Annotated in this window: 16 protein-coding genes; 4 read left to right on the top strand and 12 right to left on the bottom strand. The window is 71.7% G+C overall.

What is annotated here, in order from left to right; all coding sequences use genetic code 11:
* Positions 1-6: 6 nt before the first annotated feature.
* The 4 genes from ACE3QY_RS00890 to ACE3QY_RS00875 all read right to left on the bottom strand — a co-directional run bounded on the left by ACE3QY_RS00890 (position 7) and on the right by ACE3QY_RS00875 (position 4,155).
* On the bottom strand, positions 7-1,473 hold the full coding sequence (locus ACE3QY_RS00890; protein ID WP_374454121.1) for a fatty acid desaturase: 1,467 nt from the start codon (positions 1,471-1,473) through the stop codon (positions 7-9).
* Positions 1,474-1,586: 113 nt separating this feature from the next.
* Positions 1,587-2,345: an ABC transporter permease gene (locus ACE3QY_RS00885; RefSeq protein WP_374454120.1), complete on the bottom strand. Its 759-nt coding sequence runs from the start codon at positions 2,343-2,345 to the stop codon at positions 1,587-1,589.
* On the bottom strand, positions 2,345-3,379 hold the full coding sequence (locus tag ACE3QY_RS00880) for an ATP-binding cassette domain-containing protein (protein ID WP_374454119.1): 1,035 nt from the start codon (positions 3,377-3,379) through the stop codon (positions 2,345-2,347). The genes ACE3QY_RS00885 and ACE3QY_RS00880 overlap by 1 nt, the downstream gene beginning before the upstream one ends.
* A gap of 110 nt (positions 3,380-3,489) precedes the next feature.
* On the bottom strand, positions 3,490-4,155 hold the full coding sequence (locus ACE3QY_RS00875; RefSeq protein ID WP_374454118.1) for a PadR family transcriptional regulator: 666 nt from the start codon (positions 4,153-4,155) through the stop codon (positions 3,490-3,492).
* Positions 4,156-4,251: 96 nt separating this feature from the next.
* Between ACE3QY_RS00875 and ppgK the strand changes: the two genes are divergently transcribed.
* Positions 4,252-5,007: a polyphosphate--glucose phosphotransferase gene (gene ppgK, locus ACE3QY_RS00870; protein WP_374454117.1), complete on the top strand. Its 756-nt coding sequence runs from the start codon at positions 4,252-4,254 to the stop codon at positions 5,005-5,007.
* On the opposite strand, the gene ACE3QY_RS00865 is transcribed toward ppgK, so the two are convergent.
* Positions 5,004-5,480 carry a MarR family winged helix-turn-helix transcriptional regulator gene (locus ACE3QY_RS00865; protein ID WP_374454116.1) on the bottom strand — a complete coding sequence of 159 codons (477 nt, stop codon included), beginning with the start codon at positions 5,478-5,480 and terminating at the stop codon, positions 5,004-5,006. The genes ppgK and ACE3QY_RS00865 overlap by 4 nt on opposite strands.
* A 90-nt stretch (positions 5,481-5,570) precedes the next feature.
* Between ACE3QY_RS00865 and ACE3QY_RS00860 the strand changes: the two genes are divergently transcribed.
* Positions 5,571-7,640, top strand: coding sequence for an MMPL family transporter (locus ACE3QY_RS00860; protein WP_374454115.1), 2,070 nt, complete (start codon positions 5,571-5,573; stop codon positions 7,638-7,640).
* Positions 7,641-7,673: 33 nt separating this feature from the next.
* On the opposite strand, the gene ACE3QY_RS00855 is transcribed toward ACE3QY_RS00860, so the two are convergent.
* Positions 7,674-9,056, bottom strand: a complete 1,383-nt coding sequence (locus ACE3QY_RS00855) for an NAD-dependent malic enzyme (protein ID WP_374454114.1) — start codon at positions 9,054-9,056, stop codon at positions 7,674-7,676.
* Between the two features lie 61 nt (positions 9,057-9,117).
* Between ACE3QY_RS00855 and ACE3QY_RS00850 the strand changes: the two genes are divergently transcribed.
* Positions 9,118-9,399 (top strand): GNAT family N-acetyltransferase, encoded by a 282-nt coding sequence (locus tag ACE3QY_RS00850; RefSeq protein ID WP_374454113.1) that lies wholly within the window; start codon positions 9,118-9,120, stop codon positions 9,397-9,399.
* A gap of 3 nt (positions 9,400-9,402) precedes the next feature.
* Here the strand turns inward: ACE3QY_RS00850 and ACE3QY_RS00845 are convergent, their stop codons facing one another.
* Both ACE3QY_RS00845 and ACE3QY_RS00840 read right to left on the bottom strand, forming a co-directional pair.
* Positions 9,403-10,383 (bottom strand): hypothetical protein, encoded by a 981-nt coding sequence (locus tag ACE3QY_RS00845; protein ID WP_374454112.1) that lies wholly within the window; start codon positions 10,381-10,383, stop codon positions 9,403-9,405.
* On the bottom strand, positions 10,383-10,859 hold the full coding sequence (locus ACE3QY_RS00840; RefSeq protein ID WP_374454111.1) for a glutathione peroxidase: 477 nt from the start codon (positions 10,857-10,859) through the stop codon (positions 10,383-10,385). Before ACE3QY_RS00840 ends, ACE3QY_RS00845 begins: the two co-directional genes overlap by 1 nt.
* A gap of 112 nt (positions 10,860-10,971) precedes the next feature.
* On the opposite strand from ACE3QY_RS00840, the gene ACE3QY_RS00835 reads away from it, so the two are divergent.
* Positions 10,972-11,832: a hypothetical protein gene (locus tag ACE3QY_RS00835; RefSeq protein ID WP_374454110.1), complete on the top strand. Its 861-nt coding sequence runs from the start codon at positions 10,972-10,974 to the stop codon at positions 11,830-11,832.
* Between the two features lie 26 nt (positions 11,833-11,858).
* On the opposite strand, the gene ACE3QY_RS00830 is transcribed toward ACE3QY_RS00835, so the two are convergent.
* The 4 genes from ACE3QY_RS00830 to ACE3QY_RS00815 form a co-directional block, all read right to left on the bottom strand.
* Positions 11,859-12,224, bottom strand: a complete 366-nt coding sequence (locus tag ACE3QY_RS00830; RefSeq protein WP_374454109.1) for a hypothetical protein — start codon at positions 12,222-12,224, stop codon at positions 11,859-11,861.
* Between the two features lie 115 nt (positions 12,225-12,339).
* On the bottom strand, positions 12,340-13,368 hold the full coding sequence (locus ACE3QY_RS00825; RefSeq protein ID WP_374454108.1) for an alpha/beta fold hydrolase: 1,029 nt from the start codon (positions 13,366-13,368) through the stop codon (positions 12,340-12,342).
* 43 nt (positions 13,369-13,411) lie between these two features.
* Positions 13,412-14,011 carry an RNA polymerase sigma factor gene (locus tag ACE3QY_RS00820; RefSeq protein WP_374454107.1) on the bottom strand — a complete coding sequence of 200 codons (600 nt, stop codon included), beginning with the start codon at positions 14,009-14,011 and terminating at the stop codon, positions 13,412-13,414.
* Positions 14,008-14,844 carry a hypothetical protein gene (locus ACE3QY_RS00815; protein ID WP_374454106.1) on the bottom strand — a complete coding sequence of 279 codons (837 nt, stop codon included), beginning with the start codon at positions 14,842-14,844 and terminating at the stop codon, positions 14,008-14,010. Before ACE3QY_RS00815 ends, ACE3QY_RS00820 begins: the two co-directional genes overlap by 4 nt.
* Positions 14,845-14,856: the final 12 nt, after the last annotated feature.

The following is a 14,856-nucleotide window of genomic DNA, read 5'->3' as shown; positions in this document are numbered from 1 at the left end:
CGGCGGTCAGGCGACCGAGCGCTCGGGGTCGAACGGCACGAAGTCGATCTTCTCGCGCACGCCGCAGTCGGGGCAGCACCAGTCGGCGGGGATGTCGGCCCACGCTGTCCCGGCGGCGAAGCCCTCGTGCTCGTCGCCCGCGGCCACCTCGTAGACGTACTCGCACCCGGGGCACCGGGCGGCCAGCACCTCCGTCGTCGGGTCGAGTGCGCTCGCGGCACTAGTGCCCGCGGTGGTGCGCACTCGACCGGGGGCGGGATAGCGGGCGAGGTAGGTCTCCCGCTTGCGCGGGCTGATGTTCGCCAGCGACACGTCGCCGCCGAAGTGGTCGACCACCCGCCGGTCCATCACCCGCCGCCAGACGGCGGGCACGATCGCGAGCACGATCATGCCGGCGTACCCGGTCGGGAGCACCGGGCTCTCCTCGAAGTCGCGCAGCGTCTGGTAGCGCCGGGTCGGGTTCGCGTGGTGGTCGCTGTGGCGCTGCAGGTGGTAGAGCAGCACGTTGGTGGCGATGTTGTTGGAGTTCCAGCTGTGGCTGGGCAGCACGCGCTCGTAGCGCTGTCGGTCACCCTCGCCGACCTTCTGGCGCAGCATGCCGTAGTGCTCCATGAAGTTGACGACCTCGAGCAGCGAGAAGCCGACGACGGCCTGGATGAGGAGGTACGGCGCCACCTCGAGGCCGAAGGCCGCGAGGACCACGCCCCAGAGCAGGACCGTCATCAGCCACGCGTTGAGCACGTCGTTGTCGAGGCGCCACGGGCTCTGCTTGCGGCGGGCCAGCCGGCGCTTCTCCAGGCGCCAGGCGGACTTCAGGGAGCCGCCGACCGTGCGCGGCCAGAACTGGTAGAAGTTCTCGCCGAGCCGTGCGCTCGCCGGGTCCTCCGGAGTCGCGACCCGGACGTGGTGGCCGCGGTTGTGCTCGATGTAGAAGTGGCCGTAGAAGACCTGTGCCAGCGCGATCTTGGAGAGCCAGCGCTCGTTGGCCTCCTTCTTGTGGCCGAGCTCGTGGGCAGTGTTGATGCCGATGCCGCCGATGCAGCCGATCGAGATCGCCAGGCCCACCTTGTCCAGCGTGGTCAGCGGCTGGTCGGCCAGCTGGCCGAACACGTCCCACCCGCCGACGACCGCCATCGCGGAGAGGAACCCGACGTACTGGATGGGCAGGAAGAGGTAGGTGATCCAGCGGTAGTAGCGGTCCTGCTCCAGCGCCTCGATCACGTCGTCGGGCGGGTTGGAGCGGTCGAGCCCGGCGATCAGGTCGATCGACGGCACGATGCCGAGGATCACGATCGGCCCGACCCAGAACCAGATCGACCAGCCGGTCGCGAGGTAGCCGCCGAAGGCGACGAACGCCAGGCTCGGCACCACCAGGCCGATCAGCCACAGGTAGCGCTTGCGGTCCTTCCAGAGCTCGGTCGTGCCGTCGGGGACGGTGCCGCTGGGGGCGAGTCGGGTGGGGTAGCCGGCCATCTGCCTGACCTCCTGCCGTGGGGTTTACACGACCATAGGATCTGTAAAGCCGTTTGACAAGGGGTCGCCATTTGTCAAATGAGGAGTCACCGCCCCCAAAGGCCGACGGGACGTCAGGCGTTCTCCTTGCGGAAGGTGGCCGTGCCCCACCAGACGGCGAGGGCGAAGAGGGCGAGCGCCCAGGTGGTGCCCCACATGACCCCGCTGGCGGCGAAGTCGCCCACGAAGCTGCTGCGCACGCCGTCGACGATCCAGCGGAACGGCATGAAGTCGCTGATCCGCTCCAGCCAGGCCGGACCGAGGGTCATCGGCAGCATGATCCCGCTGAGCAGGAGCACCGGCATCATCACCATGTTGATCACCGGGGCCATCACGTCCTCGGACTTGGTGGTGAGGGCGAGGGCGTTCGAGGCGGCGGCGCAGGCGCCACCGACGAGCACGGTGATGCCGACGCCGGCGACCACACCGCCCCAGGACGGGCGCATGCCCATCGCGGTGCCGAGGCCGATCAGGATCAGCGCCTGGACCAGCAGCTGGAGGAGGTCGCGCAGCAGCCGACCCATCAGCAGCGCGGTGCGCGACGCCGGTGTCACGCGCTCGGCCTCGACGACGCCCTCGCGCCACTCGGCGATCAGCCCGAACCCGGCGAAGAAGGCGCCGAACATGCCCAGCTGCACGAGCAGGCCGGGCACGAGGAAGGTGTAGGCGTTGGTGGCGCCGAACTGGGCCACCAAGGGCTTGAGCAGCGGGCCGAAGAGCACCAGGTAGAGGATCGGCTGGAGCGCGCCGATGATCACCCAGGCGGGGTTGCGGAGGTTCATCCGGATCTGGCGCCGGAAGACGATGAAGGTCTCGCGGAAGAAGGTGGACATCAGGCGCTCACTTCCTGTCGGGCCTGGCCGGAGGCGGTCGGGTCGTCGGGGTCTGTCTCGCCCGCCGCCTCGGACTCGGACTCCGCATCGCGCAGCGAGCGCCCGGTGAGGGTGAGGAACACGTCGTCGAGCGTGGGCCGGTGGACCTCGATCGACTCGAGCGTCACCCCGGCGGCCTCGACGTCACGGAGCAGGCCGGGGACGACGCGACCGGCGCGGGCGACCCGGCCGGACACCTGCGTGCCCGAGGTCTGGACGGACTGCGCGACGCTGGCGAGCTTCTCGGCGGCGACCGACACCTGGTCGGCCGCGACCTCGAGGGTGACCAGGTCGCCGGAGACCTGCGCCTTGAGGTTGTCGCTGGTGTCGGAGGCGACGATCCGGCCCTGGTCGATGATGACGATGCGGTCGGAGAGCGCGTCGGCCTCGTCGAGGTAGTGGGTCGTGAGGAACACGGTGGCGCCGCGCTCGGTGCGGAGCCGGGCGATGTGCTCCCAGAGGTTGGCGCGCGCCTGCGGGTCGAGGCCGGTGGTGGGCTCGTCGAGGAAGACCAGCGTCGGGTCGTGGATCAGCCCCATCACGATGTCGAGGCGGCGCTTCTGGCCACCCGACATGTTCTTGGGCATCCGCTCCCACAGGCCGTCGAGCTGGAGCTGGGCGAACAGCTCCTTGCCCCGCTTCTCCACCTGCGCGTGCGAGAGGCCGTAGAGCATGCCGTGGTCCATCACCTCCTCGCCCGCACGCGCGGACGAGAAGACGCCCCCGGCCTGCGAGACGTAGCCGATCGAGCGGCGTACCTGCTCCGACTCCTTCACCACGTCGTAGCCCGCCACGGTCGCCGTGCCCGCGTCGGGGCGCAGCAACGTGGTGAGCATCCTCAGCGTCGTGGTCTTGCCGGCCCCGTTGGGGCCGAGGAAGCCGACGACCTCGCCCTCGGCCACGTCGAGGTCGACGCCGTCGACGGCGCGGACCTCCCTCTTCTCCTTCCCCACCCGGGTGTGGAAGGTCTGCACGAGTCCTCGTGCTGTGATCATGGATCCCCGTCCTTCGATGTTCAAACTTGAACAGCCAAGTGTGCAGCGTCGCCCAAAAGGGTGCAACCGCATTCTGCGTCGCACCACCGACACCGAGGCGTCGTACGCCGTCACGACACCGGCGCGGACCCACCCTCGGCCGCGAGGCCAGCGAGCATCCGGCGGTAGCGCTCGCGGTCGGCCTGCATCTGTCGTCCGGGGTCGTCCGTGGGCGGCACCCAGCGCCACGGCTCGCCGGCCAGGTCGAAGTCGCCGGCGCGCAGCCGCTCGATCGTCCGGACCAGCCAGGAGCGCTCCTCGCGCAGCAGCTCCAGCCAGTGGCGTACGCCGTGGACCGCATGCGGCGGGGCGAGCTCGCCGGCGCCGGGGTCCCACTCCTCGGTGGAGCGGTCGAGCACCTCGATGCGCACCTCGAGGTGGCGGATTGCGACCTCGCGGGCGAGCAGCGGCAGCATGCCGAAGGCCGCGTTGAAGGCGACAGCGTTGAAGAGCGTCACCGTCTCCAGGCCCTCGCCGAGGAGTCGCGCCAGCTCACCTCGGCCCGCGTCGGTGATCTCGTAGACCGCGACCGTCCGGCCGTCGTCGTCGAGGTCGTGGCGGACGACCTGGCCGAGCTTCTCGAGCGTGGACAGCCCGCTGTAGATCGAGCCCGGACCGAGGTTGGCCCACTCGTCCACGTGCCACGACACCAGCTCGCGGCGGATCTGGTAGCCGTTGACGGGCTCGAACATCGCCACCGCACCCAGCAGGAGCATGCGCGTGGTGTGGACGGCCATGGTCCGGATCGTAGGTGGTGCGGCGCGCCCCGTGGCGTCTCACCAGGACTGTTGCCCGCGTCACATCGTCGAGCGCCGGGCGATAGGTTGTGCGCCATGGAACACCCCTTCGGCATCGACTTCGGCGGCACCGGCATCAAGGGCGCGCCGGTCGACCTCGAGCAGGGCGACTTCGCCCACGACCGGGTGCGGATCGACACCCCCAAGCCGGCGACCCCGCAGGCCGTGGCCGGGGTCTTCCAGCAGATCGTCGACAGCTTCCCGGCCTCGTCCAGCCCGGTCGGCGTGACCGTGCCGGGCATCGTCCGCCGCGGCGTGGTGCTCTCGGCCGCCAACATCGACAAGTCGTGGATCGGCGAGGACGCCGACGCGATCTTCACCGAGGCGCTCGGGCGCGAGGTGCACGTCGTCAACGACGCCGACGCCGCCGGTCTCGCCGAGGCGGAGTACGGCGCCGCGAAGGGCCGCAAGGGCCTGGTCATGGTCATCACCCTCGGCACCGGCATCGGCTCCGCGATGATCTTCGACGGCCAGCTCGTGCCCAACTCCGAGATGGGCCACCTCGAGCTGGACGGCGCCGTCGCCGAGGTGACCACCGCGACGAGCGCGCGCGAGCGCGAGGGACTGACGTGGGAGGCCTGGGCCGAGCGCCTCACCACCTACTTCCGCCACCTCGAGCGACTGTTCACCCCCGACCTGTTCGTCATCGGCGGCGGGGTCAGCAAGTCGTGGGACAAGTTCGGCCACCTCATCGAGGTCGAGACCGAGATGGTGCCCGCCACCCTCCAGAACCGCGCCGGCATCGTCGGCGCCGCGCTGGTCGCGCACCGCAAGGCCGGCCTGGACGACTAGCCCGGTCCGCCCGACCCGGCAGAGAGCACCTGCTCGAAGGCCGCGACGGCGCCGCGCAGGTAGCGCTCCACGACCGCCCGCTCCTCCTCGCTGAAGGAGCGGTCCAGCCGGTCGAGCGCGAGGAACATCGGCAGCAGGTGGCCGACCACCTCGCGCTGCCCCGACGCGGTCAGCACCAGCTCCGTACGCCGACGGTCGCCCGGGTGCGGCCGCCGCTCGACGTGCCCGCGCGAGACCAGCCGGTCCACGATGCCGGTGGCGGCGGCCGTCGACACCTCGAGCCGGCGGGCCACCTCGGCGGGCCCGATCTGCTCGCGGCTCAGGTGCTCCAGGGTCACCAGCTCGGTGTCGCTGATGCCGGCCCGGCGGGCCACGACGTGGTTCACCCGGGCGCCGGTGGTGAGCAGCTCGCGCAGGGCGACGAGGGTCCCGGTCGCGTCCCAGCCCTGGGGTGGCCCCGTCGGTTCGGTCATGCGCGTGCTCCCGGTCTTGCTCTCCTCGGACGAGATCGCTAATTTAGTTAGCAATCTACTCTGCTAGCGACCTGATCGTAAGGAACCCCCGTGCCCGGTCACCAGTCCCCCGCACCCGCCCGCTTCGTCACCGGCCGGCGTACGGCCTGGCTCGTCGCCCTCGTCCCCCTGCTGCTGGCCGTCCTGGCGATCGGCTTCGTCGCGGAGGGCGAGCACGACGCCAAGGCGACGGACACGCTCCCGCAGGGCGCGGACAGCACGCTGGCCGTCGAGCTCGCCGAGCAGCTCCCCGACGACGAGGGCATGGTCGCCCTGGTCCTCTGGACCGGCGACGGCGAGCTGTCCGAGGGCCAGGTCGGCGCCGTGACGAAGCAGGCGACCGCGCTCCTGCCGCAGGGCGGGCAGCCACAAGGACCCCCGCTCGTCGTCTCCGACGACAAGACCGCAGCCCTCGCCGTGGTGCCCGTGGTGTCGTCCTCGAACACCGACAACATCGACAAGGTCGAGGAGCTGCGTGACCAGCTCCGCGCGGACGCCCCCGACGGGCTGGACGTGCAGGTCACCGGTCCGGCCGCGATCCAGGCCGACATCGGCCAGGTCTTCGACGGCGCCGACATCCGGCTGCTGGCGGCGACGGCGGCCGTCGTGGCAGTGCTGCTGATCATCACCTACCGCAGCCCGGTGCTCTGGCTGGTGCCGCTGACCGTCGTCGCGGTGGCCGACCGCCTCGCGGCGATCACCGCCACCAACGTGCTCGAGGTCGCCGGCCTCGCGTGGGACGAGTCGACCGTCGGCATCCTCAGCGTGCTCGTGTTCGGCGCCGGCACCGACTACGCGCTGCTGCTGATCTCGCGCTACCGCGACGAGCTCAAGACCACCGACTCGCGCCACGAGGCGATGGCGCACGCCCTCACCCGCACCACCGAAGCCGTGCTCTCCAGCGCCACGACCGTCGTCCTCGGCCTGCTCACGCTGCTGCTGTCGGCCATCCCGACCACCCGTGGCCTCGGCGTCGCCTGCGCGGTCGGCGTCGTCATCGCGGCCACGTTCGCGCTCGTCGTGCTCCCGGCTGCCCTCGTGCTGTTCGGGCGCTGGGTCTTCTGGCCGCGCGTGCCGCACGTCGGCGACGCGGTGCTGGTGGACTCCCAGTCGGTCTGGCGGCGCGTCGGCAACGCCGTCGCCGGACGCCCGCGCACTTTCGTCGTCGGCACCGTCGCGGGCCTCGCGGTCCTGGCCACCGGCACCCTCTCGATCAGCACCGGCCTCGACCCGGCCGACCAGTTCCTCCAGGAGCCCGAGGCGATCACCGCGGCGCAGCGCCTCGCCGAGTCCTTCCCCGCAGGTACGACGGACCCGGTGCAGGTCGTCACCCGCGGCAACCCCGACGAGGTGCTCGCGGCGGTCGAGGACGTCGACGGCACGACGTCGGCGCGGATCACCTCGCGCGGTGACGGCGTCGCCGGCATCGACGTCGTACCCGACGCGGAGCCGGGCAGCGCCGCGGCCGAGCAGGTCGTCGCCGACGTCCGGGCGGCGGTCGCCGACTTCGACGACACCCACGTCGGCGGCGGGGACGCCGAGGCGGTCGACGAGCAGGAGTACGCCGCCAGCGACCGGCTCACCATCCTCCCGCTGATCCTGCTGCTGGTGCTCGGCGCGCTGGTGCTGCTGCTGCGCTCGGTCCTCGCCCCGGTCCTGCTGGTGGCCACGGTCGTCGCGACGTACGCCGCGAGCATGGGCGCCTCGTGGTGGCTCTTCCGCAGCGTCTTCGACTTCGCCGCGATGGACAGCGGGGTGCCGCTGCTGGCGTTCCTCTTCCTGGTCGCGCTGGGCGTCGACTACAACATCTTCCTCGTGACCCGCGCGCGGGAGGAGGCCCGCGAGCACGGCACCCGCACCGGCATGCTGCGCGCGCTCACCGCCACCGGCGGCGTCATCACCAGCGCCGGCATCCTGCTCGCCGCCGTCTTCGCAGTCCTCGGCGTGCTGCCGCTCGTGGTGCTCGCCCAGCTCGGCGCGATCATCTTCGTCGGCGTGCTGCTCGACACCCTCGTGGTCCGCACCGTGCTCGTCCCGGCCCTCGCGCTCACCCTCGGCGAGAAGTTCTGGTGGCCAGGTTCGATTGCGCTCGCTCCGCTCGCGCGTGCTCGCCGCCCTTGAGGACGGGCGGCAAGCGCGTGGGTTGACGCCGTCCTACCCCTCGCCCCTACCGCTGATCGCGTTGGCGACGCGCTTGGTCACGTCGGTGTGGAACACGCTTGGGATGATGAAGGCGGCGTGCAGCTCCTCCTCGCTGACCGTGTCGGCGATGGCCTGGGCGGCACGGAGCAGCATGTCGGTCGTGACGTGGGAGGCGCCGGCGTCGAGGAGGCCCCGGAAGACGCCGGGGAAGGCGAGCACGTTGTTGATCTGGTTGGGGTAGTCGGAGCGGCCCGACGCGACGACGGCGGCGTACTTGCCGGCCTCGGCCGGGTCCACCTCGGGGTCGGGGTTGGCGAGCGCGAAGACGACCGGCTTCTCGGCCATCGTGGGGATCCACTGCGGGTCGAGGATGCCGGGGGCCGAGACGCCGACGAACACGTCCGCGCCGACCAGGACCTCCTGCAGCGAGCCGGTCACCCGACGGGGGTTGGTTGCCCCCGCGAGCTGGGCGTGCGCGGCGGACAGCGTGCTGTCGTCGGCGGAGAGCGCACCTTCGCGGTCGACGACGACGACGTCCTGCGCACCCGCCGCGAGCAGCAGCGTCACGATGGCGGTGCCGGCCGCGCCCGCACCGGAGACGACGATGCGGACCTCGGTGAGCTTCTTGTCCACGCACCGCATCGCGTTGGTGAGCGCGGCGAGCACGACGATCGCGGTGCCGTGCTGGTCGTCGTGGAAGACCGGGATGTCGAGGGACTCACGCAGCCGCTTCTCGATCTCGAAGCAGCGCGGGGCGGCGATGTCCTCGAGGTTGATGCCGCCGAAGCCGGGGGCGATCATCTCGACGGCCTTGACGATCTCGTCGGTGTCCTGGCTGGCCAGGCAGATCGGCCAGGCGTCGATGTCGGCGAACCGTTTGAAGAGCGCGGCCTTGCCCTCCATCACCGGCATCGCGGCCCCGGGACCGATGTTGCCGAGCCCGAGCACGGCCGAGCCGTCGGTGACCACGGCGACCGAGTTGCCCTTGATGGTGAGCTTGCGGACGTCCTCGGGGTTGTCGTGGATCGCCATCGACACGCGACCGACGCCGGGCGTGTACGCCATCGAGAGGTCGTCACGGGTGCGGAGCGGCACCTTCGACTCGACCGAGATCTTGCCGCCGAGGTGGAGCAGGAAGGTGCGGTCGCTGACCTTGTGCACGGTCACGCCGTCGACGCCGTCGACCGAGGACACCAGGTCCTTGGAGTGCTCGGCGTCGGCGGCCGAGCAGGTCACGTCGACGACCAGGCGGTCGTGCCGCGAGTCGGTCACGTCGATCGCGGTGACCACGCCCCCCTGCGAGGCGATCGCGGTCGCGACGGCGCCGACGACGCCGTGGTCCGGGGCGGTGTACAACCGCATGGTGATCGAGTACGACGACGCGGTTGCTGCCATGACCACGACCTTCCCCCGCCGCCGGGGTTACCAGCAAGTCATGTCCGGCTAGGTTTGCGATATGGACATAAAGTTCGCCGACGCACCCGACCGCAGCCGCTACGAGCTGACCGCCGGCGACACCCTGATCGGCTTCATCGACTACCGGCTCCACGGCGACGTGATCACGATGGTCCACACCGAGGTCGACGAGGCGTACTCCGGCCAGGGCCACGCCGGGACGCTCGCCCGCTCGGCGCTCGACGATGCCCGCTCGCGCGGCCTCTCGGTCGTCCCGTCGTGCCCCTACGTGGCGGCGTACATCCGCAAGCACCAGGAGTACGCCGACCTGGTGAAGGCGTGAGCCTCAGCGCACCACGCTGTCGGTGATCGTCCGCTCGGCGCCGAGGAAGAAGATCCCCGGGATGGTCTCGAAGCCGTCGCTGGGGTTGTCCTCGAGCCGGGAGCCGCGGATGGTCAGCGTGCCGCTGCGGTCGTTGGAGACGAAGAAGATCGCGCCGCCGCCCTCGCGGGCCCGGTTGCCGGTCATCGTGGAGCCCTCGAGGACCAGGTGGATGTCGTCGCCGTCCATGTAGATCGCGCCGCCGGAGCCGCCGCCGGGGCTGCCCGGCCGTGACGGGTTGGCGCCGCGACCGACCGCCTTGTTGTCGGTGAAGGTCGAGTCGACGACGCGCCACGAGACGCCGATGCTGCTGAGCGCGGAACCGTTGCTGCAGCGGCCCCCGGTGAACGTGGAGCGCTTCACCACAACCGGCCGGTCGCGGTGCTGGTCGAAGACCCTCACCGCCCCGCCGCCCACGTCGGGTCCGGTGCGGACGCAGCGGTTGTCGACGAAGGTGGAATCGAGGATCTTGAGCTGGCCACCGCGCACGAAGATCGCCCCGCCGCCCTCGTCCTCCCTGCTCGCGTCGCCGTCGGCGAAGCGCATCCGCTTCACCACCAGCCGGGGTTCGGCCTGGTCGTTGCAGTGCGAGGTCGTCCAGACCTGGGCCTTGTCGCAGGTGTTCATGTAGAGGATGCGACGCCGCCCCTCGCCGCTCAGGGTGACCTTCCCGCCGCCGTCGAGGACGACCGATGCGGAGGTGTTGACCACCTTGGCGGTCCGCTTCATGGCGATGGTCACCGGTGCGGGTCCGCAGTCGAAGGTGATGAGTCCCCCCTGTGCGACGGCCTTCACGACCGCGCGAGAGGTGCAGGACGCCGGGGTGCCGCTGCCGACGACGGTGCCGGCAGCCGCGCGGTCCGCGGGGGCGGGACCGGCTCCCGCCGGAGAGGCCGACGCCACCACCGCGGCGACGGCCGCCGCGACGAGGACGCCGGCCCTCATCAGAGCGCCTTCTCGATGTCGCCGGTGAGCTTCTCCGGCTCGGTGGTCGGCGCGTAGCGGTCGATGACCTGGCCGTCGCGACCGACGAGGAACTTGGTGAAGTTCCACTTGATCTTGTCGCCGAGCAGTCCGCCCTTGGAGTCCTTGAGCCAGTCGAAGAGCGGGTGCGCGTCCTTGCCGTTGACGTCGACCTTGGAGAACAGCGGGAACGTCACTCCGAAGTTGCGCTCGCAGAAGTCCGCGATCTCCGCCTCGTCACCGGGCTCCTGGTTGCCGAACTGGTCGCACGGGAAGCCGAGCACGACCAGCCCCTGGTCCTCGTAGGTGTCGTGGAGCTGCTGGAGGCCCTTGTACTGGCCGGTGAAGCCGCACTGCGAGGCGGTGTTGACGACGAGCACGACCTTGCCGTCGTACTGGGACAGGTCGGTGTCCGTGCCGTCGATCGCGGGCGCCGAGAAGTCGGAAAGAGAGGTCATGCCCCCAGTCTGCCGTGGTGATCGCTGGTGGCGACCCAGGGTGGTCCAGACACGGGCGTCGCGGCCGCCGGCACGCGCGTACGGTTGAACGCCTCGAGCGAGGGGAGGGCGCGTGCGCACGATCGTCCCGCTCGTCGTGGCCCGCCTGCTGGCGGCCACCGTCGTCGCGGCTCTCCTCCAGCCGCCTCACGCGCACGCGTCGCCGAGCTCGCCCGCCGAGCGACCGGGCACGGCGCTCCCCACCATCACCGTCACGCTCGGCGCGTCGCTGTCGGTCTCCGCCCCGGACGTCCGCGCGGGGTGGGCGCACCTCGACGTCACAGGGGCCGGGCGGGCGCTCGTCGTGCGCTTCGCGGACGGCTACGACATCGACGCGTTCACCGAGGACTACGAGAGCATCGGGTCGGGCGGCCGGAAGGGGAGGCGGGCGTACGCACGCATCCTCGACGGGACGTCGTTCCTCGGTGGCGTCGGGCTCGGCGGCTCCGGGAGCATCAAGCTCCCCCGTCCCGGCCCCTACACGGTGATGGCGATCGGCACCCGGTCCGGGATCGTGAGTGCGACCTTCCGCGCCGGCCCCAGCACGCCTGCGACCCGCGCCCGGCCGGCGACCGGCGGCCGCCTCGAGGTGCTCCCGGGTCTGCGCTGGGGCGGATCGAGCGTGCTGCCGCACGAGGGTCGCCTGCTCCTCGCCAACCGGTCACCGAGGCTCCCGCACGACCTGGTCCTCCAGCGGGTCCGGGAGGGCACGACCGCCGAGGCCTACCGGGCCTGGCTGTCCTCGAACGAGGCGGAGCCGAACTTCAACCTGCCCGGACGGCTCGAGACCCAGTGGCTCTCGCCGCGCCGGAGGATGACGGTCGACTACCGGCTGCCCCGCGGCCAGTACGTGGTCATGTGCTTCCTCACCGACCCGTGGTCGCAGATCGCGCACGTGCTCGCCGGCGAGCTCAGGATGATCCACCTGGAGTAGCAGCTCGCGGCGGCCTCAGTGGGAGCTCAGTACGAGAACGTGGTCGCGCCCTCGTCGCCGATCCACTGCCACATCGGGACCGTGCCGCCCATCTGCGCGTTGGGCAGCAGGTTCTCCGGGTCCAGCGCCTTGGCGTTGAAGCAGATCGGGCAGACCAGGTACGTCCCGCCGGCCGCCTCGTAGCGGGCGAGCAGGTCGGGCAGCGAGGGGCACCCCTCGCACGCGGTCCCCACGGCGGTGCCGGGCTGGACCAGGCGGACCGCCTCCTTGGTGAGGAACATCAGGGTGGGGCGCCCCTGCTCGGCGGCGCCGACGGCGACCAGGAAGGCGACGGTCACCTTCTCCGGGTCCTCGAGGCCGGTGGTGAGGCTGATGACTGCCTTGTTCGACATGGTGGTGCTCCTTCGGTTCGTGGTGTGCTCCGAAGGTCGCACCGGCGACGTGGCAGGTGCTTCCGCGCCGACGCGCAGCCGTACGGGCGGTGGTGGCGGCGGACGCGTAGACGGGTCAGGCCAGGACGCGGGCGACGGCGGCCGTGCGCGCGTTGCGGCCGGACAGGCCGAGCTTGAGGTAGACGTTCTGCAGGTGCCGCTCGACCGTACGCACGCTCAGCGTCAGCCGGTCGGCGATCTGGGTGTTGTCGAGGCCGTCCGCGGCGAGCCGGAGGATCTCCCGCTCGCGCTCGGACAGGCCGGCCAGCGACGGCGTCGGCCGCCCGTCGGCGAGGAAGCCGGCCACCTCGTCGCGGAACACCTGCCACGCGGGCTCGTCGGCGAGCAGCACGTGGTTGCGCGAGTCCAGCAGCACCAGCCGGGCGTCCGGGATGTCGGCGGCGAGGCGCTGGCCCCACGCCGGCGCGACGCGGTCGCCGTCCGCGTGCAGGACGAGGGTGGGCGCGGAGATCCCGGGCAGGAGGGGCCGCACATCGGTCTGGTGCCGGGCGATCCGGCTGCACACCGCGTTGTCGGTGTTGGTGGACGTGCGCTGGAGCTCGTCCATCCACTCCATCTGCTCCTCGGAGGCTCCCGGGATGAACGCGGTGGTGAAGACCCGCCGGAACGTGCTGTCCGGACGCTGCCAGCCGGCGCGGATCATCGCGAGGAAGGCGGTCTCGGCGTCCGCGTCGTCGTCCGCGCCGCCCGCGGCCATCCCGCCGTACAGCACCAGGCGCTCCACCCGGTCGGGGTGCGCGTGGGCGTACGCCAGCGCCACCGGCGCCCCACCGGACATGCCCATCACCGAGAAGCGGTCGAGCCCCATGGCGTCGACCAGCGTCTCGAGGTCGGCCAGCCGCCGCTCGAGGCTGAAGTCGTCGACCTCCCAGTCGGACAGGCCGAAGCCGCGCTCGTCGTAGCGCACCACGGTGGCCACTTCACCGAGGTCGTCGAGGAAGTGCCGCCAGACCGGGCTGTGCCAGTCGTGCTGTAGGTGGCTGAGCCAGCAGGAGACGATCAGGAGCGGAGGACCGGAGCCGTGGCGCGCCCAGGCGAGGCGTACGCCGTCGTCCGCGCGGCAGAAGCGCACCTCCTGGTCCACCTCGTCAGGCTACCCGTGAGAGGCCGCCGCGGCCCGCGTCGTTTCAGGACAGCTCGGGGCTGTAGCGCGGGGTCGGCGCCGGCGCCCGGTGCGGCTCGACGTCGGGTGCCGCCACGAGTCGAGCGCGGAGCCGCTTGAGCGCACGGTGGCGGCTGACCCGCACCGCGACGCTGGTCATGCCGAGGGCGTGCGCGGTGGCGGCGACGTCGAGCCCGATGACCTCCGTGCACGCCAGTACGTCGCGCTCGCGGCGCGGCAGCCGGGCGAGCTCGCTGCGGACCCAGTCCAGGCCACTGACGGCCTCCTGCGGGTCGATCGGTACGCGGCCGGGCTCCTCGACCTCGTGGCCGTCCAGCGCCGCCGTCACGCGCAGCGCGCCGCGGCGGGACTGGTTGGCCGAGACCTTGCGCCCGATCCCGAAGAGCCAGCCGGCGAACTGGTCGCTGGTGCCGTGGAAGTGGTGCACCCGACGGGCGGCGACCAGCCACGTCTCCGAGGCCACGTCGTCGGCCGAGACGGCGCAGTCGACCGGCTGCCGCGCGCGGAGCCAGAGCAGCAGCCGACCGGCATGCGCCACGTACAGCGCATGCCAGGCATCGGTGTCGCCCGCCTTGGCGGCCGAGACGGTCTGGTCGTCGGTCACGGAGGACTGGGCCCGTCCCTCTCCGCGTCAGACCCGGAACTGCCGGACCCGTCGGTGTCGTCCAAGTCGTCGTACGCGCCGTCGTCGGCGTCGTCGTGCGTGTCGTCGTGTGCGTCGTCGTGCGCCGAGTCGTCGTCGCGATCGCCCCGGCCGTCGTGGTCGTGGTCGTGGTGGCGCCCGCCGCCACGACTGCCGTCACGGCCCCCGTCCCGGCCTCCGTCACGGCCCCCGTTGCGTCCGCCGTCCCAGCCCTCGCGGTCGGGGTCCCAGCCGTCAGGGCCCTGGTCGTCCTCGTCGTCCCGGTCGCCCGGGTCGTCGTCGCGCTGGCCGTCGTGGTCGTGGGAGGAGGCGTCACCGCCCCACACCTTGCCGTCGGCCTCGGGATCGTCGCCGCGGTCCGCGCCGGAGGACGGGTCCGTGGACGCGCCCTCACCGGAGGAGGCCGCGCCCTCGTCCTCCCGGTCCGAGCGGTCCGAGCTGTCCGAGCGATCGCCGTCCTGGGTGCGACGATCGTCGTCTGTCTCGCGGTCGGGCGTGGACGGGAGCGGGCTGGCGGGCGAGGTCGCCGGTCCGGTCGGCTCGGGGGCGCTGCGGGTCATCGACGTCGCGACCACCGCGCTGCCGGCCACCACGACGGCGGCCGCCGCGGCGGCGAGTGCTGGTCGCCACGGGCCGAACCACGACAGGACACCTGCTGCCACGGAGGAGTCGGCCCACGCCCGGGGGGTGGCCCGGGCCGACTCCTCGCTCAACCGCACGAGGAAGTCCCGGTCAGGGACGAGCACGGGGGCGTCGAGGCGCAGCCTCGACTCCTCGCGCTCCGGGTTGCTCATGCGGAAGTTCCT

The sequence above is a fragment of the Nocardioides sp. genome (assembly GCF_041913365.1).
Classification (GTDB): Bacteria; Actinomycetota; Actinomycetes; order Propionibacteriales; family Nocardioidaceae; genus Nocardioides.
The sequence above is the reverse complement of the archived record's forward strand: the minus strand, read 5'-3'. Positions and strand labels throughout refer to the sequence as shown.